This is a genomic window from Micromonospora sp. WMMD961, assembly GCF_029626145.1.
GTDB lineage: Bacteria > Actinomycetota > Actinomycetes > Mycobacteriales > Micromonosporaceae > Micromonospora.
The window spans coordinates 5847877-5870829 of record NZ_JARUBJ010000002.1; the positions used below are offsets into that span (position 1 = coordinate 5847877).

32 protein-coding genes and 1 pseudogene are annotated in these 22953 nt (G+C 69.1%); 7 read left to right on the forward strand and 26 right to left on the reverse strand.

Annotated features, from left to right (window positions below):
* Nucleotides 1–393: 393 nt before the first annotated feature.
* Together lepA and O7614_RS26440 are read right to left on the reverse strand one after the other, a co-directional pair.
* Entirely contained in the window at nucleotides 394–2268 is a 1875-nt protein-coding gene (gene lepA / locus O7614_RS26435) for a translation elongation factor 4 (RefSeq protein WP_278141129.1), read from the reverse strand.
* A 117-nt stretch (nucleotides 2269–2385) separates the two neighbouring features.
* Nucleotides 2386–2922: a DUF4240 domain-containing protein gene (locus O7614_RS26440; protein ID WP_278141130.1), complete on the reverse strand. Its 537-nt coding sequence runs from the start codon at nucleotides 2920–2922 to the stop codon at nucleotides 2386–2388.
* A gap of 61 nt (nucleotides 2923–2983) precedes the next feature.
* Here O7614_RS26440 and O7614_RS26445 point away from each other — a divergent pair, with 61 nt between their 5' ends.
* On the forward strand, nucleotides 2984–3970 hold the full coding sequence (locus O7614_RS26445; RefSeq protein ID WP_278141131.1) for a phosphotransferase: 987 nt from the start codon (nucleotides 2984–2986) through the stop codon (nucleotides 3968–3970).
* Between the two features lie 126 nt (nucleotides 3971–4096).
* On the forward strand, nucleotides 4097–4363 hold the full coding sequence (gene rpsT, locus O7614_RS26450; protein ID WP_030336508.1) for a 30S ribosomal protein S20: 267 nt from the start codon (nucleotides 4097–4099) through the stop codon (nucleotides 4361–4363).
* A gap of 104 nt (nucleotides 4364–4467) precedes the next feature.
* Here rpsT and O7614_RS26455 read toward each other — a convergent pair whose 3' ends face one another.
* The 3 genes and pseudogenes from O7614_RS26455 to O7614_RS26465 form a co-directional block, all read right to left on the reverse strand.
* Nucleotides 4468–4890 (reverse strand): hypothetical protein, encoded by a 423-nt coding sequence (locus O7614_RS26455; RefSeq protein WP_278141132.1) that lies wholly within the window; start codon nucleotides 4888–4890, stop codon nucleotides 4468–4470.
* A complete protein-coding gene (gene holA / locus O7614_RS26460; RefSeq protein ID WP_278141133.1) occupies nucleotides 4887–5867 on the reverse strand; it encodes a DNA polymerase III subunit delta in 981 nt (326 codons plus the stop codon). Before holA ends, O7614_RS26455 begins: the two co-directional genes overlap by 4 nt.
* Before the next feature lie 145 nt (nucleotides 5868–6012).
* Nucleotides 6013–7161 (reverse strand): annotated as a pseudogene (locus O7614_RS26465) (ComEC/Rec2 family competence protein); the annotation flags it as partial.
* A gap of 127 nt (nucleotides 7162–7288) precedes the next feature.
* Between O7614_RS26465 and O7614_RS26470 the strand changes: the two are divergent.
* Together O7614_RS26470 and O7614_RS26475 are read left to right on the forward strand one after the other, a co-directional pair.
* On the forward strand, nucleotides 7289–7885 hold the full coding sequence (locus O7614_RS26470; protein ID WP_278141134.1) for a hypothetical protein: 597 nt from the start codon (nucleotides 7289–7291) through the stop codon (nucleotides 7883–7885).
* The gene (locus tag O7614_RS26475; protein WP_278141135.1) at nucleotides 7885–8649 is read left to right on the forward strand and encodes a DUF2637 domain-containing protein; all 765 of its coding nucleotides are present in this window, start codon (nucleotides 7885–7887) and stop codon (nucleotides 8647–8649) included. The genes O7614_RS26470 and O7614_RS26475 overlap by 1 nt, the downstream gene beginning before the upstream one ends.
* A 46-nt stretch (nucleotides 8650–8695) precedes the next feature.
* Here the strand turns inward: O7614_RS26475 and O7614_RS26480 are convergent, their stop codons facing one another.
* The 4 genes from O7614_RS26480 to O7614_RS26495 form a co-directional block, all read right to left on the reverse strand.
* A complete protein-coding gene (locus O7614_RS26480) occupies nucleotides 8696–9466 on the reverse strand; it encodes a phosphotransferase (protein WP_278141136.1) in 771 nt (256 codons plus the stop codon).
* A 13-nt stretch (nucleotides 9467–9479) separates the two neighbouring features.
* Nucleotides 9480–9968: a hypothetical protein gene (locus O7614_RS26485; protein ID WP_278141137.1), complete on the reverse strand. Its 489-nt coding sequence runs from the start codon at nucleotides 9966–9968 to the stop codon at nucleotides 9480–9482.
* Between the two features lie 99 nt (nucleotides 9969–10067).
* Complete coding sequence (locus O7614_RS26490; RefSeq protein ID WP_278142389.1) at nucleotides 10068–10403, reverse strand: hypothetical protein; 336 nt, start codon at nucleotides 10401–10403, stop codon at nucleotides 10068–10070.
* Between the two features lie 17 nt (nucleotides 10404–10420).
* A complete protein-coding gene (locus O7614_RS26495) occupies nucleotides 10421–10708 on the reverse strand; it encodes a hypothetical protein (protein WP_278141138.1) in 288 nt (95 codons plus the stop codon).
* Between the two features lie 285 nt (nucleotides 10709–10993).
* On the opposite strand from O7614_RS26495, the gene O7614_RS26500 reads away from it, so the two are divergent.
* Both O7614_RS26500 and O7614_RS26505 read left to right on the forward strand, forming a co-directional pair.
* Nucleotides 10994–11791: a helix-turn-helix transcriptional regulator gene (locus tag O7614_RS26500; protein ID WP_278141139.1), complete on the forward strand. Its 798-nt coding sequence runs from the start codon at nucleotides 10994–10996 to the stop codon at nucleotides 11789–11791.
* Nucleotides 11778–11966, forward strand: coding sequence for a DUF397 domain-containing protein (locus tag O7614_RS26505; RefSeq protein WP_278141140.1), 189 nt, complete (start codon nucleotides 11778–11780; stop codon nucleotides 11964–11966). Before O7614_RS26500 ends, O7614_RS26505 begins: the two co-directional genes overlap by 14 nt.
* A 191-nt stretch (nucleotides 11967–12157) precedes the next feature.
* On the opposite strand, the gene nrdJ is transcribed toward O7614_RS26505, so the two are convergent.
* From nrdJ to O7614_RS26590, 17 genes are all read right to left on the reverse strand, one after another.
* Nucleotides 12158–14263, reverse strand: coding sequence for a ribonucleoside-triphosphate reductase, adenosylcobalamin-dependent (gene nrdJ, locus O7614_RS26510; RefSeq protein ID WP_278141141.1), 2106 nt, complete (start codon nucleotides 14261–14263; stop codon nucleotides 12158–12160).
* Nucleotides 14260–14730 (reverse strand): hypothetical protein, encoded by a 471-nt coding sequence (locus tag O7614_RS26515; RefSeq protein WP_278141142.1) that lies wholly within the window; start codon nucleotides 14728–14730, stop codon nucleotides 14260–14262. The genes nrdJ and O7614_RS26515 overlap by 4 nt, the downstream gene beginning before the upstream one ends.
* Entirely contained in the window at nucleotides 14723–15055 is a 333-nt protein-coding gene (locus O7614_RS26520) for a hypothetical protein (RefSeq protein WP_278141143.1), read from the reverse strand. The genes O7614_RS26515 and O7614_RS26520 overlap by 8 nt, the downstream gene beginning before the upstream one ends.
* Nucleotides 15052–16242 (reverse strand): hypothetical protein, encoded by a 1191-nt coding sequence (locus tag O7614_RS26525; RefSeq protein ID WP_278141144.1) that lies wholly within the window; start codon nucleotides 16240–16242, stop codon nucleotides 15052–15054. The genes O7614_RS26520 and O7614_RS26525 overlap by 4 nt, the downstream gene beginning before the upstream one ends.
* Nucleotides 16239–16469 carry a hypothetical protein gene (locus O7614_RS26530; RefSeq protein ID WP_278141145.1) on the reverse strand — a complete coding sequence of 77 codons (231 nt, stop codon included), beginning with the start codon at nucleotides 16467–16469 and terminating at the stop codon, nucleotides 16239–16241. Before O7614_RS26530 ends, O7614_RS26525 begins: the two co-directional genes overlap by 4 nt.
* Complete coding sequence (locus tag O7614_RS26535) at nucleotides 16466–16759, reverse strand: hypothetical protein (protein WP_278141146.1); 294 nt, start codon at nucleotides 16757–16759, stop codon at nucleotides 16466–16468. Before O7614_RS26535 ends, O7614_RS26530 begins: the two co-directional genes overlap by 4 nt.
* Nucleotides 16752–17150: a hypothetical protein gene (locus tag O7614_RS26540; protein ID WP_278141147.1), complete on the reverse strand. Its 399-nt coding sequence runs from the start codon at nucleotides 17148–17150 to the stop codon at nucleotides 16752–16754. The genes O7614_RS26535 and O7614_RS26540 overlap by 8 nt, the downstream gene beginning before the upstream one ends.
* The gene (locus O7614_RS26545) at nucleotides 17147–17797 is read right to left on the reverse strand and encodes a toprim domain-containing protein (protein WP_278141148.1); all 651 of its coding nucleotides are present in this window, start codon (nucleotides 17795–17797) and stop codon (nucleotides 17147–17149) included. Before O7614_RS26545 ends, O7614_RS26540 begins: the two co-directional genes overlap by 4 nt.
* 231 nt (nucleotides 17798–18028) lie before the next feature.
* On the reverse strand, nucleotides 18029–18178 hold the full coding sequence (locus tag O7614_RS26550; protein WP_278141149.1) for a hypothetical protein: 150 nt from the start codon (nucleotides 18176–18178) through the stop codon (nucleotides 18029–18031).
* Entirely contained in the window at nucleotides 18175–18564 is a 390-nt protein-coding gene (locus O7614_RS26555) for a hypothetical protein (protein ID WP_278141150.1), read from the reverse strand. The genes O7614_RS26550 and O7614_RS26555 overlap by 4 nt, the downstream gene beginning before the upstream one ends.
* On the reverse strand, nucleotides 18564–19391 hold the full coding sequence (locus tag O7614_RS26560) for an AAA family ATPase (protein WP_278141151.1): 828 nt from the start codon (nucleotides 19389–19391) through the stop codon (nucleotides 18564–18566). Before O7614_RS26560 ends, O7614_RS26555 begins: the two co-directional genes overlap by 1 nt.
* Nucleotides 19392–19482: 91 nt before the next feature.
* The gene (locus O7614_RS26565) at nucleotides 19483–19932 is read right to left on the reverse strand and encodes a hypothetical protein (RefSeq protein WP_278141152.1); all 450 of its coding nucleotides are present in this window, start codon (nucleotides 19930–19932) and stop codon (nucleotides 19483–19485) included.
* Between the two features lie 64 nt (nucleotides 19933–19996).
* Nucleotides 19997–20275: a hypothetical protein gene (locus O7614_RS26570; protein ID WP_278141153.1), complete on the reverse strand. Its 279-nt coding sequence runs from the start codon at nucleotides 20273–20275 to the stop codon at nucleotides 19997–19999.
* Between the two features lie 20 nt (nucleotides 20276–20295).
* A complete protein-coding gene (locus O7614_RS26575) occupies nucleotides 20296–20445 on the reverse strand; it encodes a hypothetical protein (RefSeq protein ID WP_278141154.1) in 150 nt (49 codons plus the stop codon).
* Nucleotides 20442–20894, reverse strand: a complete 453-nt coding sequence (locus O7614_RS26580; RefSeq protein ID WP_278141155.1) for a hypothetical protein — start codon at nucleotides 20892–20894, stop codon at nucleotides 20442–20444. The genes O7614_RS26575 and O7614_RS26580 overlap by 4 nt, the downstream gene beginning before the upstream one ends.
* Nucleotides 20895–21027: 133 nt before the next feature.
* Nucleotides 21028–21960, reverse strand: coding sequence for a hypothetical protein (locus tag O7614_RS26585; protein ID WP_278141156.1), 933 nt, complete (start codon nucleotides 21958–21960; stop codon nucleotides 21028–21030).
* The gene (locus O7614_RS26590; protein ID WP_278141157.1) at nucleotides 21957–22211 is read right to left on the reverse strand and encodes a hypothetical protein; all 255 of its coding nucleotides are present in this window, start codon (nucleotides 22209–22211) and stop codon (nucleotides 21957–21959) included. The genes O7614_RS26585 and O7614_RS26590 overlap by 4 nt, the downstream gene beginning before the upstream one ends.
* A 243-nt stretch (nucleotides 22212–22454) precedes the next feature.
* Here O7614_RS26590 and O7614_RS26595 point away from each other — a divergent pair, with 243 nt between their 5' ends.
* Nucleotides 22455–22865 (forward strand): hypothetical protein, encoded by a 411-nt coding sequence (locus tag O7614_RS26595; protein WP_278141158.1) that lies wholly within the window; start codon nucleotides 22455–22457, stop codon nucleotides 22863–22865.
* The last annotated feature ends 88 nt before the right edge of the window (nucleotides 22866–22953 follow it).

The window sequence follows — 22953 nt, forward strand, 5'->3', positions numbered from 1 at the left end:
TGTCTGACACACGATGTGTGCTTCCTGTCGTGACCGCTAAGTTCCCGACCGCCCGAAGAACCAAACCGACTCACCAGGAAACAAGCGGCAGCCGTCAATGCCGCAGGGCTGCGTCGGTTGGCCTGGGAGCGCGTCCATACAGGTCAGCGGGTCTGCGGCCGGTTGCCCCACCGAGGAGTTCAGCCGAAAAAATTCTCCGCCGGCACGTCGCCCGGGCCGGAAAGACCGAGCGAACGAGAGACACGGCGCTACCGGCGCGGCCCGGCACACGCGGACCAGTGGCCAGGCGGGCGTGCAGCGGCACGACGTGGCCCGGAGCCCGGGAGGCCCAGCGCGGCCCCGGCACGACGCGGCCCGGCGCGCACCAGCGTGGCGCGCGCCGGGCCGGCATACCTACTTCTTGGGGGCCTTGCCGTCGCCGGAGTCGGAGGAGAGGGCGGCGATGAACGCCTCCTGCGGCACCTCGACCCGGCCGACCATCTTCATCCGCTTCTTGCCTTCCTTCTGCTTCTCCAGCAGCTTGCGCTTACGGCTGATGTCACCGCCGTAGCACTTGGCGAGCACGTCCTTGCGGATGGCGCGGATGGTTTCGCGGGCGATGACCCGGCTGCCGATGGCCGCCTGGATCGGCACCTCGAACTGCTGGCGCGGGATCAACGTACGCAGCTTGGCGGCGATGGTGACGCCGTAGTTGTACGCCTTGTCCTTGTGCACGATGGCGCTGAACGCGTCCACCGGCTCGCCGTGCAGCAGGATGTCCACCTTCACCAGGTCGGACGCCTGCTCGCCGGAGGGCTCGTAGTCCAGTGAGGCGTAGCCCTTGGTGCGGCTCTTCAACTGGTCGAAGAAGTCGTAGATGATCTCCGCGAGGGGCAGCGTGTAACGCAGCTCCACCCGGTCGGCGGAGAGATAGTCCATGCCGAGCAGGGTGCCGCGCCGGCCCTGGCAGAGCTCCATCACCGCGCCCACGTAGTCGTTGGGCGTCAGCACGGTGGCCCGGACCACCGGCTCGTACACCTCGGCGATCTTGCCGGTGGGGTACTCGCTCGGGTTGGTCACGACGATCTCCGCGCCGTCGTCGGTGATCGCCCGGTAGACGACGTTCGGAGCGGTGGAGATCAGGTCGAGGTTGTACTCACGCTCCAACCGCTCTCGGATGATCTCCAGGTGGAGCAGGCCGAGGAAGCCGCAGCGGAAGCCGAAGCCGAGCGCGCCGGACGTCTCCGGCTCGTAGTCCAGGGCGGCGTCGTTGAGCTTGAGCTTGTCCAGGGCCTCACGCAGGTTCGGGTAGTCGGACCCGTCGATCGGGTAGAGGCCGGAGTAGACCATCGGCTTCGGGTCCTTGTAGCCACCGAGCGGCTCCGCCGCCGGCCGGCTGTTGATGGTGACCGTGTCACCGACCCGGGACTGCCGGACATCCTTCACGCCGGTGATGAGGTAGCCGACCTCGCCGACGCCGAGCGCCTCGGCCTTGACCATCTCGGGCGAGATGACGCCGATCTCCAGCAGCTCGTGCACGGCACCGGTGGACATCATCTTGATCCGGTCGCGGGCGCTGATCCGGCCGTCGATGACCCGGACGTACGTGACGACGCCGCGGTACACGTCGTACACCGAATCGAAGATCATCGCCCGGGCGGGCGCCTCGGCGTCGCCTACCGGCGGAACGAACTGCCGGACGATCTCGTCGAGCAGGTGCGGGACGCCCTCGCCGGTCTTGCCGGAGACCCGGATGCAGTCGGCGGGGTCACCACCGATCAGGTGGGCCAACTCCTCGGCGTACTTCTCCGGCTGGGCGGCCGGCAGGTCGATCTTGTTGAGCACCGGGATGATGCGCAGGTCGTTCTCGAGGGCCAGGTAGAGGTTGGCCAGGGTCTGCGCCTCGATGCCCTGCGCGGCGTCGACAAGCAGCACTGCGCCTTCGCACGCGGCCAGCGACCGGGACACCTCGTAGGTGAAGTCGACGTGCCCAGGAGTGTCGATCATGTTGAGCACCGCGTGCTCACCGGCCCGCTCACCCTCGCGGATGGTCCACGGCATGCGGACGGCCTGGCTCTTGATGGTGATGCCGCGCTCGCGCTCGATGTCCATCCGGTCCAGGTACTGCGCGCGCATCTGCCGGGGGTCGACCACACCGGTGAGCTGCAGCATCCGGTCGGCCAGGGTCGACTTCCCGTGGTCGATGTGGGCGATGATGCCGAAGTTCCGGATGCGACCGGGGTCGGTGGAACCAGGGGCGTTCGCGCCGGGATCGAGCTTCGGTGGCACAGCGGTCCGTTCTGGTCGGCTGACGTGAACAGGCCGGCGCGCCGCCGACCCCCTCTATGTTCCCACGCCGCCGGGGTACGCCCACTGCGCGGGCGATGGATCGGTCCCGAGGACCCTTCACTCCAGCGGCGGCTCGACGAAGAGCGCGGCCAACCGGGGCAGTCGTCGACGGGCCTCCTCCTCGTCGTCGAAGTCCCAGAAGTCGTTGAGGTCCGGCGTCCGCACCGGGTCACGGTCCGCCGGCAGTTCGGTCGCGGTGGCCTTGCGGTACGCGTCCCAGGGCACCGACAGCATCCGCTCGGCGGAGAACTCCTCGCCGCTGAGCGAGGCCGCCCGCACCTGCGGCAACTCGGCCAGCGAGTCCGGTTCGGCGACCGCGCGGGCGAAGACCGCCCGCCCCTGGGTCATCAGCCAGCCCCGGAAGTGCTCGAAGCCGTCGGCCGAGGCGCCACCGTTGATCAGGTACGCCGCGCCCCACAGGTCCGCCTTGTGCGAGGCGGCCAACACCCGCGTCTGGTGCCGGGCGTACCCGACGATGTCCTCCGGATCGCGCTCGGCGAGCAGGGCGACGGCCCGCGCGGCGACCGGCCCGGGCTCTCCCCCGCCGCCGGCCCGAGCCTCGTCGATCAGCTGCCAGAAGTCCTCGGTCCTCATGGCTTCGCAGTCTGGCAGTGTCGCCGCGCGTCGCGCACGCACCCCGGGGCAGCATGGTGTGGTGTCCTCTCCCCCGTTGCCGCCGGTGCCCTACCACGCCAGTGCCCAGCGACCGTCGTGGTCGACGCTGCCGGCGACGCTGCGGGCCGCGGTCGCCGACCGGCTCGGCGCGCCGGTGGTCACCGCCCGGGTCGCCGGCGCGGGCTTCACCCGCGGCTTCGCCGCGGTGCTCCACACCGCCGCCGGTGGCCGCGCCTTCGTGAAGGCGGCACCCGCCGCCGAGCAGCCGCACCTGGTCCAGTGGTACGCCCGGGAAGCGGCGATCCTGGAGAGGCTGCCGGCCGACCTTCCGGCGCCCCGCCCCCGATGGACCCTGTACGAGGCCGGCTGGTTCGTGCTCTGCAGCGACGCCGTCGACGGCCACACCCCGCGCCTGCCCTGGGCGCCCGCCGAGCTGGACGCCACCCTCGCCGGGTACGCGGAGGTCGCCGCCGCCCTGGCCGACCCGCCGGCCGAGTTGACCGCCCTCGGCCTGCCGCACCTGGCCGACCTGGCCCGCTCGGACATCCTCTGGTGGGAGGAGGTCGCCGCCGGCCGGGAGCCGACCCCGCCACTGCCCACGTCGGCACGGGGCCGGTTGCCCGAACTCGTCGCGTTGGAGTCGCTCCTCCCCCGGTACGCCGCCGGGGCGACCAGCCTCGTCCACGGCGACCTGCGGGTCGACAACGTGCTGATCGGCGCGGACGGCCGAGCCTGGTTCTGCGACTGGACCTGGGTCTGTTCCGGGCCGGCCTGGTTCGACCTGGCCGGTCTGCTGCTCACCGCGTACGCCAGCGGGCTGGACGCGGATCGGCTCTTCGCCGCGCACCCGGCCGCCGTCGGCGCGCCCCCGGACGCGCTGGACGCGACCCTGGCCGCGTTGGCCGGCTACTACCTCACCGGCGCGGCGGCGGCACCGGTGACGGCTTCGCCACACCTACCGGCGCACCAGCGGTGGAGCGGCGAACAGTCGCTCGACTGGCTGTCCCGACGCCAGGGCTGGAGGTGACACCGCCCGAGCCGTTTTGGCTCGTCCCGGGCGACCTGGTAACCTGGCTCTTCGCGCAGCGGTGACGCATGTTCGTCACCCAGCGCACAAGCTGACCAACCCGAGCTATCAAGACGAGGCTGTCGCGTGGCGAACATCAAGTCCCAGATCAAGCGCAACCGGCAGAACGAAAAGGCCCGGCTGCGCAACAAGTCGGTCAAGTCGTCGCTGAAGACCGCCGTCCGGAAGTTCCACGAGGCTGCCGAGGCCGGTGACGTCGAGAAGGCGACCGCGCTCATGCTGGACGCCTCGCGCAAGCTGGACAAGGCCGTCAGCAAGGGCGTGATCCACTCCAACCAGGCCGCGAACCGCAAGTCCGCGATCGCGAAGCGCGTGGTGGCGCTCTCCGCCTGACGACTTCACCGTCAGACTGATTCGGAAAACCCCGGGCCCCAGGCCCGGGGTTTCCGTGTGTCCGCAGTCCGGCTGAATGCCGAGGATCCGCCCGGGCGGCGGGCTCAGTCCGACGGGTCGGCGCGGCGAGTGGGCGGCACCGAATCTGCGGCGATCACCACGCCGGTGACGCTGTGCGAGATCCACTCCACCTGGGCTCGCCCGACCGCTGGCTCCATCTGGCGGCGGAATCGGTCCCGTTCCTGCTCGGGCACGAGCGCCGCGGAACGGACCACGATCGCGGCCACCTGGTCGTTGAGTTTGACCATCGCCGCCACCACGACCGGCAGCACCAGCACCGCCCACCAGGTGACCAGTTCGGCGAGGGCGAGCAGCACCGCCAGCGCGATGGCGCCCTCGAAGAAGACGAAGCACAGCACGCCGCCGGGGTTGACGAACCGCAGGCCGAGGATTCGGGCGTAGAGCGGCCGGTACCGCTCCTCGTCGACGGGAATGGTCGCCCATGCCGGGCGGTTCGCCCTCGTCACCTGGTGCTGCCCTGCCGGGCCGCCGCGACGGAGAAGACCGCGCGTTCCAGGGCGTACGCCCGGTCGTCTGAGCCGCCCTTGACGGCCGCGTTGCACTCGGCGGCGACCTGCATGGCCCGGACCAGGCCCTCCGGGGTCCAACCGCGCCCCTGCCGCTGCGCCCGCTCGATCTTCCACGCGGGCATGCCGAGGCTGCTGGCGAGCTGGTACGGGTTACCCCGCCCGGCCGACGCCACCCGGGCAACAGTGCGCACGCCGTCGGCCAGTGCGTCGGCGATGGGCACCGGGTCGACCCCGACGTGCAGGGCCCAGCGCAACGCCTCCAGCGCCGCCGGCACGTCACCGACCATGGTGGCGTCCGCCACCGTGAAGCCGGTCACCTCGACCCGGCCCCGGTAGTAGCGGGCGACCGTTTCGGCGCTGATCCGCCCGTCGGTGTCGGCGATCAACTGGGAGCAGGCGGCGGCCAGCTCGCGTAGGTCGTTGCCGATCGCCGCGATGAGTGCCTCCGCGGCGTCGTCGGTGCACTTGCCGCCGGCTCGGCGGATCTCGTCCCGGACGAAGGCCACCCGGTCGCGGTGTCCCTTGAGCTTGGCCGCCGGCACGACAGTCGCGCCGGCCGCCCGCAGCCCGTCGGCGAACGCCTTACCCTTGGCGGCACCCAGGTGCAGCACCAGCAGTTGGACGTCCGGGTCGGGATTCTTCGCGTACGCCAGCAGCGCGGCGACCAGGTCCTTGCGGGCGTCCTGACCGGAGCGCAGGATCAGCAGCCGCCGCCCGCCGAACAGCGAGGGGCTGAGCATCTCGGCGATCTCGCCGACGGTGAGCGCAGCGGCCTGGTATTCGCGGACGTCCACCTCGGGGTCGACGCTGCGAACCTTCGCGACAGCTTCGGTGACCGCGCGCGTGGCGAGCAGCTCCTCGTCACCGAGGACGAGCAGAATGGGGGCGAGGCTGGCGGGGGTCACGCCGCCCATATTCGCACGCCCCAGGGCGGGATCGTGCCTGCTCATTCGGGGCTTGGTCGGCGCAGCCCGCACACAACGCAAATCCCGACATCTATCTCAATTGCCTTTTAATTCGCAAGTCCGGCGGGGCTGGCCCGCCTCTGAGCTGGGCAGGTCAGAAGTCTCGGCCGGCCGGCGCCCCTCGGTGGGCCACCGCGAGGCCGTTCCCCGTCCGAACCGCTGCCAGGTCGCCATCGGTGTCGGTACGTAACACCCGGGCACCGCCCCTGCTCAACCGGCTGAGCAGCCCAGGGCTCGGGTGCCCGTAGGTGTTCCCCTTGCCCACCGGCACCAGCGCGACGGCGGGCCGCACCGCGTCAAGGAACCCGAGATCCTGGTACGCCGAACCATGGTGGGCGACTTTCAACACGTCCGCCCGCAACTGGTCGGGGGCCGCCCGCGCCACCATCGCGTGCTGCTCTTCGGCCTCGGCGTCTCCGGGCAGCAGGATCCGCACCCCGGCCACCGTGGCGCGCAGCACCAGGGAGTTGTTGTTCGGGTCGGACCTGGTGCCGGCCAGCGGGTACGGCGGGCCGAGCACCAGCAGGTCGACCCCACCCACGGGATGTCGAGCTCCGGCGACTGTGGTCAGCAGGGCCGCCCGCCCGCCAACGGCCGCCGCCCGGACCAGATCCCGGCCACCCTGCGGGTCCGTCGACGACGGTGTCAGCACGGCGCCCACCTGCCGCCCCCGGAACACCCCCGCCACGCCACCCACGTGGTCGGCGTGGAAGTGGCTGATCACCAGCAGCGGCACCTCGCGTACGCCGAGCCGGCGCAGGCACCCGTCCACAGCGCCCGGCTCCGGCCCGGCGTCCACCACCACGGCACGGCCGGGGGCGACCGGCAGCACCACGGCGTCACCCTGACCCACGTCGCAGACCACCACCACCCAAGCCGGTGGCGGCCACCCGGCGAGGAGTAGGCGCACCGGAAGCGCACCGAGCACCGCGGCGACGCCGACGACCGCCACCAGTCGCCGTACGAGTGGCCGACGCACCGCGACCAGCAGCGCCACAGTCAGCGCGGTCAACAGCAGAGCGCCCGGCAGCCCGCCCAGCCACGGCAGGGTGCCGCCGGGCAGCCCAGCGCCCTGCCGGGCGACGACCACCAACCACCAGGCCGGCCAACTCGCCAGCCAGGCGAGGAACTCGGCACCGCCCGGCCAGATCGGCGACACCATGGCCGCCAGCACGCCCAGCACTGTCGCCGGCGCGATGGCCGGCACCGCCAGCAGGTTGGCCGGCACCGCGACCAGGCTCAACATGTTCGAGCGGACAACCCGTTCGATAAGAAACTGCCCCGGTCGGAGTGGGGACTCCGCCGGGGCGTGACGGACGCTGGAGGTCCGCCGTGAACTTGAAGTCTATCACTGTCAGGGTCGGTGCGCGATGAGCGTCGAGGCCCTGACCTGGGCGTTCAACGAAGCCCCGGACGTGCGGAAGTGCTGCGTCCCGGTCCTGCTCGGACTGGCCAACCACGCGCACGCCAACGGCAAGGGGGCGTACCCCGGCCAGAAGCTCCTGGCCCACTACGCCCGCAAGACCGTCCGCGCCACGCAGGACTGCCTGAAGCACCTCCTGGAGGACAAGCTGATCGCGCGAGGCGACCAGCGGCACGTTGCCTACATCCCGGCCGACCGCCGGCCTGTGGTCTACAACCTGGCGATGCACCGCAAGCGGGAGGTGCCGGTCGACCTGCTGCCCGAGGCAGAGCCGGTGTCGGGCAAGGCGGCTGCCGTGCCGGACATGCACGAGGAGCCCGTCCAGGAGCCCGCGGGCGAGCCGGAAGTTGAGCCGGCACCGCCAGCACGCCCGGCGAAGGTGACCGGCCTGGCGGCCTTCAAGGCGGCCCGGCAGAAGCTCGACGAGAAGCGAGGCGCGGCCAACCCGCCGGCCAGCGGAACGAAGACCTGCCGCACCCACCGGGGCCAGCCGGCCCACAACTGCACGCCGTGCAAGAGCGAAGCGCTGGGAGGGGTGAAGTGATGACCGAGAAGACTCCTACCGGCGGGCGCGTCGAGGGCGCTATCCAGGTCGGCATCCTGCTCCTCGTCGGCCTGACCGCGATGGCGGCCAGCTTCACGCACGTCCACGACTGGACGATGAACAACTCCCCCGCCGGCACTCCCGACGCCTTCGGGTGGGCGAACGCCGTGATATCCGAGCTGCTGCCCACGGGCTCGCTCCTGGAGATCCGGCGTCGCTCCCGCCGAGGCAAGTCGATCGGCTTCCCGGTGGCCGTGCTCCTCGGGTCCACCGCCTTCTCGCTCACGGCGAACCTGGCGGGCGCGGTACCGACCATCAGCGGGTGGCTCGTCGCCGGCCTGCCGGCGGTGGCGTTCATGGTACTGACGAAGATGGTGCTGGGCGGTCTCGCCAGCAAGGCGGTACCGGTACCAGATGAGGTACCGCTGAAGGTGGCGTCGGAGGTACCGGTTCGCAGGGTACCGAGCCAGCCGGTACCGGTACCCGCAGCGGTACCGGCCCGACCTGCACCGGTACCCAGTACCTCCGAGCCGGCCATCGTGGTACCGGGCCCCGAGCGGAGGGTGCGGAAGGCCGGTACCGGTACCGCCGACGACGAGGTACTGAAGGCCAAGCTGAAGGACGTCATCAAGAACGAGCCGGCGAAGGTACTGACCCGCGCCGGTACCCCCGGCGTGAAGCTGGTGGCGGCGGCACTGGGTACTGGCCCAGACCGCGCCCGCCGGCTCATCGCCGAGCTGGACCAGGTACCGGTACCCGCATAGGGCGAAGCGGGCCAGCTTGTTCAAGGCTGGCCCGCTTCACTCCGCTCTACGCCCGGTGGGCCGCCCACTCGCAAGTCCAGGCCGCGAGGTCGTGCACCCATCCCTCGCCGCCCTGCCGGGACTTCATGGCCCACTTCGAGGCGTTCCTTGATGCGAAGTCGTCCAAGACCTCGGGGTCAGCCTCGGCCCAGGCCGGGAACTGAGCCAGCCAGTCTTCCGCCTGCTCGGGGGTGTGGCCGCTGCCGATCAACCACTGGACGAGCAAGGCCAGCTCGACCCACGGTGCCGCCCTCGTCGCGTACGCCCAGTCGACGACTCGCATGCCGCTCGTGGTGACGATCAGGTTGGCCGGGTTCAGGTCGGAGTGGATAAGCGTGCCGCCGTCCGCCTCGGGGCGGCTGAAGCCGAGCCGCGTCTCCGGCGTGAACCACGTCCCGGGTCGGGCCTGATTCTCCTGAAGCCCCTTCAGCGCCACTCCAAGCAGTTCGAGATCCGTGCTGCCTGGCGAGAGGTTGGCGTGAGGGCCGACAAGAAGCTCGGCCCCCACCACCAACCACCCGTCACGCTCGAAGTGCCACAGGATGGCCGGCGGAAACCAGTCGACAGCCCTGGTAGCCGACAGCTCGTAGCGCAGTGACCGGACCTCCAGATCACCCGAAGCCGCCTTGACGAAGGCGCTGCTGGTCGAGCCGATGACGGCCGACGCGATCTCCGCGTGGTTGCCACTCGAAGCCGGGTACACGTCGATGATGCCGCCGACCAACTCGGCCACGCCTGCCACGACAGCGTCAGGCAGGACGATCCAGTCACTACGCATGGCTACCCCTCTGTCACTTACTGCCGGGCTGCGGCGGGTTCGGCGGGCAGCAGGACTCGGCCTCGCCGTACCAGAATTCCATGTCGACCCGGTAGCCGGTGGCGTGCAGCGCCGCGAGGGTGAAGGTCTTCGCGGTGCCGTCCATCATCCCCTCGGTCAGGATCGGGATGTGGTGGATGAAGCCGCCGGAAATCTGCTCGCAGGCGGCGAGGTACGGCACGGTGTGCTTCAGCGAGGAGTGCCACACCGCGTCGATGGGCAGGGTGGGCACGACCCGGCCGATCGAGCCGTCCGGCAGCGGCATCCCGAAGTCCGGGTTGTCGACGTTGTCAGCGTGCGCCTTGAGGAAGATCAGGAACTGCTCCACCGCGCGCTCGGCGTAGGTGCGGGTGACGTGCTGGTCGACGGCGAAGTGGTCGACCAGCTTGCCGAACGTCTCGCGGTCGATGAGGGTTCGGGCGTCCTGGGCGGCCCTACTCGGGTTGGTGACGTCAATACTCAAGACTCCTCCTTCAACCGGTGCGGAGAGGGGTTCTCCGCTCTGGTGGTGCCTTGTGCGCCCGCTGGTGGTCGCTTGGCCAGGGCGACAACCATCGGGAATCTATGACCCGCCGGCCGCCTTCGGGGCCTCGATTGCGGGCCTGCGGTGCGGGCCCCAGCCGACGAAGCGCGCGAACAGGTCAGTCGGGTTCGGTCCGTCGTGCGGGTTCAGGTGGTAGAGATCCTTGGCGGCCTCGTAGTACAAGCCGGCCAGGTAGATCGTCAGGCCAGCCGTGTTGTCCTCGAACTCGGCCTTCAGCCGAAGCCGGGCCTCACCGCAGGGCCAGTGCTGCCCGTCCGCTCGACAGAACCACATGGGGCGCATCGGAGTGTGCGGCGTCCTCTCGGCGTGCGACTTCGGGAGATTGGCCGCCGGGCCACTACGCGGTGGGGCGATCAGCTCGCTGAGCTTGGTCACAATTCCTCCTGCTGCCTTCGGGTCACCAGCTCGGCGGCCAGCGTCCAGTTGATCTGCGTAGGGGCGTTCCAGATCGTCCAGGTGGGGTTGTACTGCGGGATGAAGCCACTGGAGAGGGGCGCATCGAAGCGAGCGATTGGCCGCTCGGAAGTGCCGGTCGCCCGTTTCGGCTTGCGAGCGGTGCGGCAGGAGGGGCACGCGCACTGCCGCCCACTCAAACGGAAGCGCTTCGATCGGTGCGGCCTGTGCCTTGGTTGGGCCAGGTCGGCATCGTCGTCGTCCACGAACGCGCCCCTCCTGCCTGCCTACGGAGTCCAGGCCGCGACATACTCTTCCCCTCCACGACCCGGACTCCGATTCCTGGGAGCGGGCCGCTCCACCACGGGGGAAGTGGAGCGGCCCCGGCGGATCGCCCTACGTCTAGGGGGACCGAGGCGTATCCGCTTGCTGACAGTCTTGTGAGGACACCGCTACTCTCGGAAGACGTTCGCGCTGGTCCTGGTGATGGTCTGGTGGGCGCGGGCCGGATCTGGTGACACTTGGTGATCTTGGTGAGACTCTGGAGAGGCATGGAACGCGAGCAGACGGACGAGATGATTCGCGCCCAGCTCCGCAGGCAGCGATCGTTGACCGGCATGAACCAGGACGAGTTCGGCAAGCGGGCGAACTACTCGGGCTCGACCGTGTCCGCAGTGGAGACGGGCACTCGGGCGCTGGACCTGCCCTACGCTCGCCGCGCGGACGAGATCCTGGAGACCGGTGGGCTGTTCGAGTACCTGTTGAGGGGACGGCAGCGCGACGTGCAGCCGAGCTGGCTCAAGCACTGGCTCGAAGCCGAGCGCGCCGCGAAGCAGCTCAGGTACTTCAACCCGACGCTCATACCGGGCCTGCTCCAGACCGCGAGCTACGCCCGATCGGTGCTGCGCTTCGACGACACCCGCCCCGAGGAGGAGGTCGAACAGCAGGTCGCCTCCCGGCTGGAGCGCCAGGAGATCCTGCGGCGCGAGCGACCTCCACAGGTGATCGCGGTCATCGACGAGTCCGCCCTACGCCGGCAAGACCCGATCATGGCCGAGCAGCTAGCGCACCTGCTGAAGATGTCCGAGCTGCCTCACATCCACGTCCACGTGATTCCAGCCGCCGCCGGCCTGCACGTTGGACTGTCCGGCCCGCTGGCCTTGGCGATGCTCGCTGATGGTTCGTGGGTCGGACACCTGGAGAACCAGCTTGCCGGTACTCCCGTGGATGTTGAGGATGGAGTCGCTACGCTGATGGCGAGATGGGAGAGCGTGAGAGGCGTCGCCCTCCCGCACAACCTGTCGGTCGCCCTGTTACAGGAAGTAGAGAGCCAGCATGGACCTCACTAACGCTCGATGGAAGAAGTCGACCCGCAGCGGCACGTCCGGCGGCGACTGTGTTGAGGTGGCCGACAACCTGCCCGGCCTGGTTGCCGTCCGCGACAGCAAGGACCCGGCTGGCCCGGCGCTCACGTTCGACCCGCAGGCCTGGAAGTCGTTCGTCAGCTTCGCCAAGCAGTCCTGAAGCAACGCAGAAGAGGCCCCTCAGCGCGATGCTGAGGGGCCTCTGTCGTTACGGGGTGACTGAGCCTCGCGGGCGGCGATCTGATCGAGTACAGGGCCCAGGGGCCAGCCGCGCTTCATCGCCCACGAGAGCGACCGGGCGTACCTGGTGAAGACCACGAACACGCCCGGCCGATCGCTCATGCCGGCAGGCTACCGAACCGGGCAGGCCCCGGTCGCGCACTCCTCGTCGATGCCGTCCGCGATCAGCGTCGCCTGCGCCGCCTCGTACTCGGCTTCGGTGATCGCCTCGTACGGTGCCTGCGGTCGGCTGCCGTTGTCCGGCATGATCGTCGTGCCCTTGAGTTTCGGCAGCCACCGGGCGATGGTCGCGGCGGCCTCGTCGAGGTCCATGCCCGGCTTGATGTTGGCCGTGAAGCTCACCGCGTTGTCGGCGTACTCCGTCTGGTACATCGCCTGGAAGGACAGCATCTCGTCGAGGGTTAGCTCACCGCTGCTCTGGACCAGGTCGATCGCCTCGTACTTGCTGTAGCCGAGGTCTTCCACCTCCTGGAGCAACGATTCCTTGGTGGGGAACTCGACGACTGCCGTGTTGCCCGAGGCGTCGTAGACGCAGGTCTCCACGGTGAAGCCCTGCTCGCGGAAGCTCTCCACCGTCGCCCGCTGGGCGGCGTCAGCCAGGCTGAAGCGGACCCGGCGGATGAAGAACCGGTGCATGATCGGGTGGATGCCCTCGGTGGTGCCGGGCAGCTTGGCGATCGTGCCGGTCGGCGCAACGGTCGTCACCTTGACCGGCTCGGGGATGCGCAGCTCGAAGGCGTACTGGCGGGCTGCCGCCCGAACCTCGTCCTTCATGTCGCGCAGCTCCTCGCGGAGCCGGGCGATCTTCGGGACCACCGCGTACGGGTAGCCGCGCTTGGCGTAGAACGCCTGCACCCCGAAGTGGCCGACGCCGATCCGGCGCTCGCTCTCCATGACCTGCTTCTGGCCGGCGTCGAGCATGTCCCCGTGAGTGGCGCGGATGAGGAAGCGGGTCATCAGCCGGTGCGCCTCGTCGAGGCCGAGCCAGTCGACCGGACCGCCCCGCCGGATCGGCGCGAAGGCGTTCAGGTTGACGTGGCCCAACACGCACGCGCCGCTCTCGGGGAGCGGGATCTCGCCACACGGATTCGTGGCCACGATCTGGTTGATCTCGCCGATGCTGGAGTAGTCGCTGTTCCAGTAGCCCGGCTCGCCGTCCGTGAGCGCAGCCTCGGTCGCCAGGCGGTGGATCTCGACCGCTTCCAGGTCGTCGTTGACGAGCCCCTGCACGAAGGCGTCGTCGATCTCGATGGACAGGTTCGTCGTCCAGTGCAGGCCCGAGTCACGCTTCGCGGCGATGAAGTCGCGGATGAACGGGTCGCGCCAGTGCACGATGCTCATCCGCGCCGAACGCCGGTTGCCGCCCGACACCACGCACTCAGCGATGGCATGGTCGATCTCCATCGCGTCGAGCGGGGTCACCATCATCCCGTCGAAGGGCAGTTCCTCGGCGCGAGCGTCGGCCCGGTTCAGCACCTCGCTCGTCCGGTGAAGGAGCTGGGCGAACGGAGCCGGGCCGGAGGCGGTGCCGCCGAAGGTCTTCAGGCGCGAGCCCTTGCACCGCACCCGCGACACGTCGTAGACGCGGTTCTCGTGCTTGACCGGGTCGAGGGTCATGTAGGTGTCGATCAGGTCGACCAGGGCGTCAGCCCAGCCCTCGCGGGAGTCCTCCACCTCGAACGCGCCGGCCCAGTCGGAGTCGTACTCCTCGGAGAGCAGGCCCGCGGCCTTCATGTCGGCGTAGTCCTGGTGCATCGGGTCGCAGACGATGTGCACGCGGAGCTGCCGGTTCGGCGGGCCGAACTTCGTCAGGAAGCGGGAGCTGTAGTTCGCGCCCACTCCCCCGCCCTCCATGAGCCGGAGGAAGGCGAAGCGGAAGTGTTCGGACAGCTTGTCGCCCTGCCAGCCGGCGACGTGGCAGTTGAAGAGGAACTGCCGGCCGCTGACACCAGTCGCCCAGAGGTGCCGGCCCGCCGGGATGACGGCGAAGCGCAGCATGGCCCGCTTCAGTCGCTCGTACTCGTCGACCACCTCGGCGGACCAGGTCGCCTTGGGCCCGTAGACCAGGGCCATGTTGCCGGCCGCGACTCGCTCGACGGTGTCTGGCCACGCCTCCTTGCTGCCGTCCGGCTGGGTACGGGAGTACGTCCGGTCGTAGACCACCTCGCCGGTCGGGCCGAAGGTGAAGGCGGAGGGGTTCAGCTCGATGAAGCTCACGGGTTGGTGTCACTCCCAGATGTCAGTATTGCAGTATCGTCGATGCCTTCGTGCGCGTCGCCGTTCAGCTCAGCCACCAGGTGACCGACCGCGGTCTCGATGCGGCGGGTGATGACGGATCGGTCCACCGCCTCATGCCGTGCGATCTCCCGGTGCGTCCAGTCCAGCCCGTACTGCATGAACAGGGCGCGGCGCTGCCTGAAGGTCAGCGGCACCCGCCGCCACGCCGCGTGGATGTCTGCCAGGTGCGCGTACAGGGTGTTGCCGAGCTTCGGGTTGACCGTGGTCTTGCGGACCGAGGGGTCGCAGCACGCGCAGTCCTCCTTGGGCGTGCCGTCTCGCTTGGCGTGGATCTGGCAGCCCTTGATCGGCTGCGGTGCCTCGGGGTTCTCCATGCCGTAGGCGAAGTCCTTGTCCCAGATGGCGGGGAGAAGCCGCTCGACCAGGGCGCGGTCGTAGCTACTCATCGGCACCCTCACGGGTCGCCGCGTAGGAGTAGGTCTTGACCGCCCGGCCTGCCTCCGACTCGCTCAGGTTGAGCAGCCGGGAGTACAGCCGGTGCGCCAGGAGCGCGATGTCGACGACGAAGGCCCCATCGACGATCACGATGTACTGGCTGACCGAGTTGGCGTGCGTGGCGACCCAGATCAGGGCCTCCTGCCGCATGTCGTCGTATTCGACGACGCCGCCCCGGTCGCGGGTGACGCGGGCCGCCGCGACGCTCGCGGCCTTCTCGACTCCGGCGAGCTGGGCCAGTTGCCAGCCGTACGCGATGTAGTCGGGATCGCTCACCGAACCACCTCCTTCAGATTCGTGTTGCCGTCCTTGGTCACCGCGACCACCAGGCCCGGCGCTCCGGTGGTGCCCTTGGCGTGCCGCCACCAGGTGGACTCGGACTCCATGGCCGGCGGCTGGATGAACGTCCGCGGGCCGTCCGTGTCGATGAACTCGTGATGCAGGTGGCCGGCGACCAGCAGGTCCGCCTGGTGCATGGCGCTGGCCTTGTTGAACGCCTGCCCGCGCCACCACTCCCAGTGCTTGCCGGGCCGCCACTGGTGGCCGTGGGCGTGGGTCACGACGGTGCCGGCGACGTTGAGCGTCACGGTCAGCTCGTCGGTCTCGGGGACGTAGAACTCCACGTGGCCGAACTGCTCGGGCGCGAGCTTGGCCGCGTCGGCGACCGCGATCAGCGACTCCGTGTCCTGGCTGTCGTCGTACCGGGTGACGCCGCCCTTGCCGAACCGCACGCTCTCGCCGTGGTTCCCGGGGACGGCGGCCATCGAGACCCGCTCCGCCATCGGGGCGAAGGTCAGCAGGGCGTGGAGCATCACCCGCCGCGTCAGCCGGATCTGTTCGGTCAGCGTCAGCGGCGTACGCCAGACGTTGGCCCCGCCCTGGCTGACGAAGCCCTCGATGTGGTCGCCCAGCCACCCGACGTGGATGTGGCCCAGCTCGAAGCGGGAGCTGTACTCGGAGTACAGGTCGGCCGCCTTGTTCAGGCAGTCGATCGTGCGATCCAACGTGCCCGCTGCACCGTCACCGTCGATCTTGCCGAACTGCATGTCGCCGAGCAGGACGAGGAAACCGTGATCGCCCTGCGGCCGGCTCTCGTGGACCAGGCCCTCGTACGGCTTGATCGCGGCGAACAGCTCGTCCAGGTTCGGGCGCTCGGCCTCGGGCGAGCCGGCGCGGGTGTAGGTGTAGCGGGCGCTGACGCCGGTCTCGCCGTTCGCCATCGTCCACTCCGACGAGCGGAAGCCAGACGCCACCCACACCGCAGGGTCGAGGCCCTGGCTGCGGAGGTGCGCGGTCGCGGCGTCCTCGGTGACATCCTCGGCCGGGCCCCGCACGGTGACCTGAGCGGTGTCGCCAGAAACCTCTACCTGCTTGGTGAAGTGGCGCTCGGGATCGAGGCCGCCGCCCGGCAGCGCCGTGACGGTCGGCTTGGCCAACAGCTCGTCGAGCAGTTCGTTGCTCACTGGTTGAATCGCTCCTGCCTGGCGAGTGCTCGCCGGTACGTGCGGATCGTGGAGGCGGAGACTGGCGTGCCGGCTCGGTGGAGCCAGTCGGCCAGGTACTCCGCGGGGGTGGAGCCGAGCAGGTGAGGCAGGAAGGCCGCCCGGGTCGCGTCGTTCATCGCGTCCCAGGCGGCCTTCAGCCGTGGTCCAGGTCTGCCCGGCAGCTCGGCCGGGTCGCCTTCGGTCATGCGTCGCTCGCGGCGACGATCCGGTGCACGACGCCGCTCGCGTCCACGATCAGGTCTGCCGTGTCAGTGAGGGCGAACGCCTGCAACCGTGCGACGACCTCGATGGCCTTCGGGGGCTCGGTGATCTCGCTACCGAAGAACTGCCACCAGGTGAGGCCGTCGTCCTCGCCGTCGTCGTCGTCCCAGGCGAAGTCGTCGCGGATGTCGCGGAACCGGGCGAGCTGCGGTACCAGCTCAGGGAAGTGGCGCACACGCACCAGCGCGAGGTCACCGTCCTTCAGCTCAGGCACCGAGGGCCCGCCGCTTCCGACTGGCCTCGTAGGCACCGATGACCACGGCGGCCAGGTCCAGAAGCTCGGACTCCCGGGTGTCGTCGTCGGTCTGCGAGAGAGCGATGTAGGCAGAGCCGAGGATCACGCCATCCCAGGCGTACATGTGCCGGTTGGCCCGGTACCGGTTGTTCTGCGCCCAGCGGTCCGCCTTGGGCTGGTACTCCTCGGCGATGGGGAACCCGTCCGGGTACATCGGCGCGTCCTGGAGGCTCGGCGCGATGCCGCGCAGCCGCTCGCGCCGTTGACGCAGCCGGAGGAGCGTGTTCTCGGTGACCTCCAGGCCGTTGTCAGTCCACAGCACGGAGGCCAGCTCCAGGAACTCGTCCTCGGTCATCTCTTCGTCGCTCACTGGCTGTTCCCCCTCCAGGCCGTGCGCAGGGCTTCCACCCCGCCGGCCAGGTACGTATCGGTGACATCGCCCTGCTTGAGGTTGATGCCCTTGGCTTGCCGCAGCGCTCGGGTGACTCGCTGCGTGAACTCCGCGCCCGCGTCGTCGGGGTCGCCCCAGACCCAGATCCGGCTGAAGCCGGCGAGCATCCGGCGGTGCCGGCCCTTCCAGTTCTTCGCGCCCGGAGCGGCCACCGCGTGGACGCCGAGCTTGTGGCGCAGGATGACCCGGTCCAGCTCGCCTTCGGTCACGTGGATCTCGTCGCCGGCCTGGTGGATGGAGTCGACGCCGTACATCCGGGCGGACTCGCCGGCCACCGTGAGGTACTTCCCGTGGCCGAGGGCTCGGTGGTCGTGCTCCTGAAGGCAGCGGAAGCGGATCTGCACCGGCCTGCCGTCCTTGTTCAGGTACGGGATGGACAGCCAGCCGACGAACCGGCCGTGTCCGGGCAGGGGGTCAAGTACGACGCCAAGACGGGCGGTAACCGCCTCCTCCTGGCCGATCCCTCTTGCCAGCAGGTACCTTGCGACGTCCGCCGTAAGCTGACCCTGATAGGCGCTGGTCGCTTCCTCCAGAGCTTCCCGCTGCGAATCCGACAGAGGCCGCAAGGGCTCTTGCTGCTCGATAGTCGATCCCCTCCTTCTCCATGATCAGCGTGTAGCTGTCGCCCCCCTTGCCGCAGGAGTGGCAGTTCCACAGGTCTCGGTCTGTGTTGATGGACATCGACGGCGTCCGGTCCGCGTCCTGAAGCGGGCACGGCACCATCTGCGAGACCCGCATCGGGTTGTAGGGCACCTCGTAGTGGTCGAGCACCGCCGTGAGGGCCGGGCGCTCGTCGCTCACTGGTGGCGCACTCCGAAGAACTGCTCGATGGCTTCGATGGCCTTGCCGCCGATGAACTCCGGCTCGTCGCCGTGGGCGAACTCGTGGAGCGCGTCGTCCTCGAAGGCGCGGTACGCCTTGATCTCGTCCCAGAACTTCAGCTTCACGAGCGCCCCAGTCCCAGGAACTCGCCCAGGGTGGTGAGCACGTAGGCGTCGCGCCAGTTCATGCCCTTGCGCTTCACGACGGCGATGCCCTGCACCGCGCTGCGGTCCAGGCCGCGATGCTTGGCGAAGTGTCCCGCCTCCAGCACCGCCTGGCGGACGAACTCCGCCGGGTGAAGCACGCCGGCCTTGGCCTCGATCACCACGAACTTCGGCGGAGGCGTCAGGGCCCACGGGTCGCGGATGACGTGGTCGCCCTCGTCCTCCTTGCCCGTGAGCACCAGGCGCTCGACGTCGAGGCCATCGCCTCGCAGCCCGTTGCGTAGGTCGCTCTGCCAGCGGGCACCGTTGGCCCGGTTGCGCTTGTTGCGCGCAGCGACGTCGGTCACTAGCTCACCCCCTGAAGCATCCGTCGCTGCATGGGCGACTCGGCGTGGAACATGGTGTAGTCGGGCTCGGCGTGCAGAACCGCGTAGCTGCGGGCGGTCGGGTCGCATGGGCCCATCCGCTGCTTGATGCACGCGATCCGGTACGTCAGGTCGTTCGGGTCCAGCGCCACCGAGAGCGACAGCTCCGGCTTCTCGCTGAGGCCGCCCTTGACCTGGTCGCGCGACGGCGGAGCCCACGGGTCGCTCTTGGCTTCCCAGCTCTTGTCGCTGGCGTGGTGCATAAGGATCACGGTCGAGCCAGTGGCGCGGGCAAGCTCCGTCGCCTGCGACATCACGGCCATCTGCTCCGTGTAGTCGCTCTCGGCGTTCTCGAAGTCCATGAGGTTGTCGAAGACGATGACCTGCGGGTAGGCGTCCCACAGCTCGACGTACGCCTCCAGCTCCTCATCCACCTGCCGCCAGGTGATCGGCGAGCCGAACGAGAAGGTGATCGGCACGTCGGTCAGGGCCTTGACGTACTTCTCTGGGTTGACCGCCATGCCGGCCTCTACCTGCTCCGTGGTCTCGCGTACCGCCATGGAGGCGAGGCGAGACGAGGCGGTGAAGGCGCTCATGTCGGCGCTGAAGTACAGCGTCGGCAGGCGCATGTGGGCGGTCCAGTAGAGGGCAAGGCCACTCTTCTGCGTGCCGGATCGGCCGGCGACCATGATGACCTGACCGTGCCGGGGCCGGACGCCTCGGTCGTAGAGAGCCTTGAACGCGGGAACGCGGGGCAGCTCCTTGCCGGCCTCCGCGTGCAGGGTGAGCGACCTACCAGGGGTCAGCACTCGGTGTGTTCCTCCTTCCGTGAGAGCGCGGCCCAGAGGGCGGGTGTCGAGCTACGAGGCCGAACCTCACGCCCGACACCCGCCGGGGCAGTCACTCGAAGGAGGGCATCGCGCCGGACGCCAAGGCGTCCGCGACGGCGCTCTCGCGCTTCTGGTAGTAGTCGCCGACCTGCGACTCCACCTCGGGGGCGACGTCGCGGAAGACGTAGCCCGAACCGTTGGCGGTCGGGATGCGGCGCAGGATTCCGACCATCGCGCCACCCATGACCTGCTCCAGGGTGGAGGTCAGCATGCCGTGGACGAACTTCGCGTCCTTGATGACCTCGCTGGGCTCGCCCTTCTCCAGCGCCTCGCTGTTGGCGAAGATCGTGACGTCGGCCGTCACCTCGTCGCGCAGGGTGGTCTTGCCGTTGTAGGTGTTCGAGACGCCCTTCTGGATGCGCTTCGGCTCGACGAGCAGCGCCAGATCGGTCATGTGGTCGGACACGCGGAAGAACGTGCCGCCGGAGAACGAGGACGGCTTAGCGAACTGGAAACCCACTGGTTGAAACTCCTCGGGTAGAACGGATGTCAGCCTTGCAGTATCGGGTCGAGCAGAAGAACGGTCAGGCGATCAGGGCGCGGATCTTGTCGGCAGCCTCGGCGTTGCGGTCGGCCTGCTCGTCGGCGTGCAGCGCGAGGTCGTTCAGCCGCTCGACCTCGGCGCGGACCGCGATGCCGATGGCGGCCTGCTCCTCGGAGGCGCGCTCCAGCTCGGCGGCGGCAGCCTCGAAGGTGTTGCGCGCCCAGGCAGCCGAGGCGGCAGCCGCGTTGACCCGGTCCTCCAGGGTCGGCTGGGCGTCGGTGCTGGCGTCGGTCTGACGGAAGGCCAGAGTGAAGGCCACGGTTGGGGTACCCCTGTCTCTCAACGGTTGATGCATCGGACCGGCGCGTCGCCGGCCTTGGAGAACGACCACAGGCCACATGGGGCCTTGGCCCAGACCGTGGCGCTACACACGAGCACCATCAGCAGGACGAGGCTGGAGATGAACGCGCCGAAGCGGTCGCCCTTCACTTGCCGCTCAGCGCCTTGCCCTTGGCCTTCCAGGCGTCCATGACCGCGGCGTCCGCGAAGGCGGCCTGGTTCTCGGCCCAGATCCGCTGGAGCGACGGGACGTCCTCCGCGTTCTTGATCAGGGCCAGGAGCGGGTTCTCAGCCGGCACGGCCGGCGTCGACTGGGCCTGGGCCCACGGGTCGCCGCCCGACTTGGCCGGGCTGCTGGTGTTCCAGGGCGGCGAGTCCTGCTTGCCCTGCGAGAGCACCGTCCCGCCGAGCTTGCCCGCCACGTTGCCCACGCCGTGCGCGATCGTCGTCGCGTTCACGACCACCTCGTGGAGGCTGAGGTCGTTGTGCTGGTCGTACGGGATGCTGAAGTAGTCGATCAGGTCTTCACGCACCTCGTGCGGCTGACCCTTGAAGACCGACCAGGTGTCCTGGTAGCCCTTGCCGTGCTTGATGGTCACGGTGACACCGCGACCGCCCGGCTCGCTTGCGACACTCACTGGTTGTCGCTCTCCCCTCTCTCGTGTACTGCTCTATGTTAGCCTTGCAGTATCTCCGCGGCAAGCTGATGTGAGCTATGCCATCCTTGCAGTATCAGCCCGCAGAGAAGGGCTGCATGACCTTCGTGCGACGCCACTCCCTGACCTTGCCGGCCAGCTCGACGCCACGCCAGCCCTCGGCCAGGTTGATCCAGTAGACGGTGCACTGTCCGGTGCCCGCCGGCAGGTGGACGATGAGCCCCCAGCGCTGGTTGACGTTGGGCAGCTCGGAGTACGCGGCGGCTGCCTGCTCCGCCGTGAATTCGGTCTTCTTCCAGGCGGCGAAGGCGACCTCGTCCTCCACGTCGACCGGGAAGCGCGACGGGTCGTAGAGCTTGCCCCGGCTGTAGTCGGCGAGCTGCATCGCCATCTTCTGCGCGCCGTACTCGACGCTGCCGGTCTTCAGGTCGGTGATCAGGTTGCCCGCCGGCTCGCCGTCAGGGTCCAACCCGTCGTACTCCGACACCCGGTCAGGCGTGCCGGCCGTCTTGTTCTCGTCGACCACCACCGCCTGCTCGATGTGCTTGACGTCCAGCATCGCCGTGGCGATCTTGTAGGCCGCCATGTCGCGGACGTCTGCCTCGGAGCAGGCCGGGAGCGCTTCGCCCCGGTCGACGTACTCCGACAGGTCGTGCAGGTGCGAGCCTCGGTCGGCCTTGTTCTGCTGACCCGCCGTGGCCTTGGCCCTGGCGGCGACCTGTTTGTAGACCTTCTTGTCCTCGCTGTCGTCCGGGTTCAGGCCCATCACGCGGTTGAGCATGGTGGGCTGGAGGGCGACGCCGGCCAGGACGTACCGCTCGTCGTAGTGGCCGAGGTTGGACTTGTCCTCCAGGCAGTCGATGTACGTCGTGACGCGGGTGTACGCCTTCGGCTTGCCGCCGCCGATCGGGACGATGAGCGGCTGCTTCTTGCCGTTGCGGGGCAGCTCCATGATGGAGGCCCGCTCGATCTGGCCGAGCTGACTCGGCCGCGCCAGGACCGCCGTCACGCGGCCTCCATCGTGGACGGGGCGAACCAGTAGCGGGCGGACCGCTCCACGATCTCGACCGGATGTTCGTGCACGCGAACCAGGCCCTCCCTGGCCGCGATGTCGTACAGCCAGGTGACGTGCCAGGCCCCGGAATCCGGCAGCAGGTCGCCGTAGTAGGCGAAGTTCTCGTCGTCCTGCACGAGGACGGCGAGGCCGTCCGGGGTTTCCTGGCGCTTGGCGGTGGGGGTGGTGATCTGCTGGTGACTCACTCGGGGTGTTACCTCCTCGGGGGCCGCTCGATACTGCAAGGATAACACGGCCCCGTTGCGCTTGAACTGGTGGTGCCGGACACACCTCGGTTACGTGCCCGCTACCGGCCGCAGCCGGCGAGCCGACGCTACAGGTGTTCGATCTTCGCCGTCCAGCTTCCTGGACGGTCGTTCAGGAAACTGGACGAACGGATGACCTGGGGGTAGGGTCACCCCCGCAATCAACCCCAGGAGAGAGGCATCGTGCCGATTCGTAGGAACATCGCTGTCGCGGATCATGCGCTCGGCCGGCTCATCGGAGCCCGGCTGGCGGATGGCGACAGCTACGGAGACATCGCCGAACGGGGCGGCGATGCTCTCTCGAAGTCGCGGGTGCATCAGCTCGCCAACGATCCACAGCCACCCATGCCGAAGCGCGACGTCATGGAAGCCTTGGCCCGATCACTGGGCCTTCCGTATCGCGCCATACTGCGGGCTGCGGAGGAGGCGGCCGGCTTGGCTGACATCCACGTCTATCACGATCTAACGCCGGATTCGGATACAGAGATCATCATCGCGCACAGGGAGCCACTGTCACCTGAACGGCGCGCTGACGTTGCCCGAAGGGTCGAGGAGCTATTGCGCGAACTCCCTGATGAAGCGCATGATCGGTGACCCTAAACACTCTCAACAGTTGATAGAGCAAACAGTTTCGTCGATAGAATCCCTATCGGTTAGTCCCGTGCGCGGGACTACCGCCACC

What these genes read in the sequence shown, in the direction of transcription:
- O7614_RS26440 (WP_278141130.1), bottom strand. Translation starts at nt 2,922, where the DNA reads ATGAGGACCGAGGACTTCTGGCAGCTGATCGACGAGGCTCGGGCCGGC.
- holA (WP_278141133.1), bottom strand. Translation starts at nt 5,867, where the DNA reads ATGGGCGGCGTGACCCCCGCCAGCCTCGCCCCCATTCTGCTCGTCCTC.
- O7614_RS26470 (WP_278141134.1), top strand. Translation starts at nt 7,289, where the DNA reads ATGAGCGTCGAGGCCCTGACCTGGGCGTTCAACGAAGCCCCGGACGTG.
- O7614_RS26475 (WP_278141135.1), top strand. Translation starts at nt 7,885, where the DNA reads ATGACCGAGAAGACTCCTACCGGCGGGCGCGTCGAGGGCGCTATCCAG.
- O7614_RS26480 (WP_278141136.1), bottom strand. Translation starts at nt 9,466, where the DNA reads ATGCGTAGTGACTGGATCGTCCTGCCTGACGCTGTCGTGGCAGGCGTG.
- O7614_RS26500 (WP_278141139.1), top strand. Translation starts at nt 10,994, where the DNA reads ATGGAACGCGAGCAGACGGACGAGATGATTCGCGCCCAGCTCCGCAGG.
- O7614_RS26505 (WP_278141140.1), top strand. Translation starts at nt 11,778, where the DNA reads ATGGACCTCACTAACGCTCGATGGAAGAAGTCGACCCGCAGCGGCACG.
- O7614_RS26515 (WP_278141142.1), bottom strand. Translation starts at nt 14,730, where the DNA reads ATGAGTAGCTACGACCGCGCCCTGGTCGAGCGGCTTCTCCCCGCCATC.
- O7614_RS26530 (WP_278141145.1), bottom strand. Translation starts at nt 16,469, where the DNA reads ATGACCGAAGGCGACCCGGCCGAGCTGCCGGGCAGACCTGGACCACGG.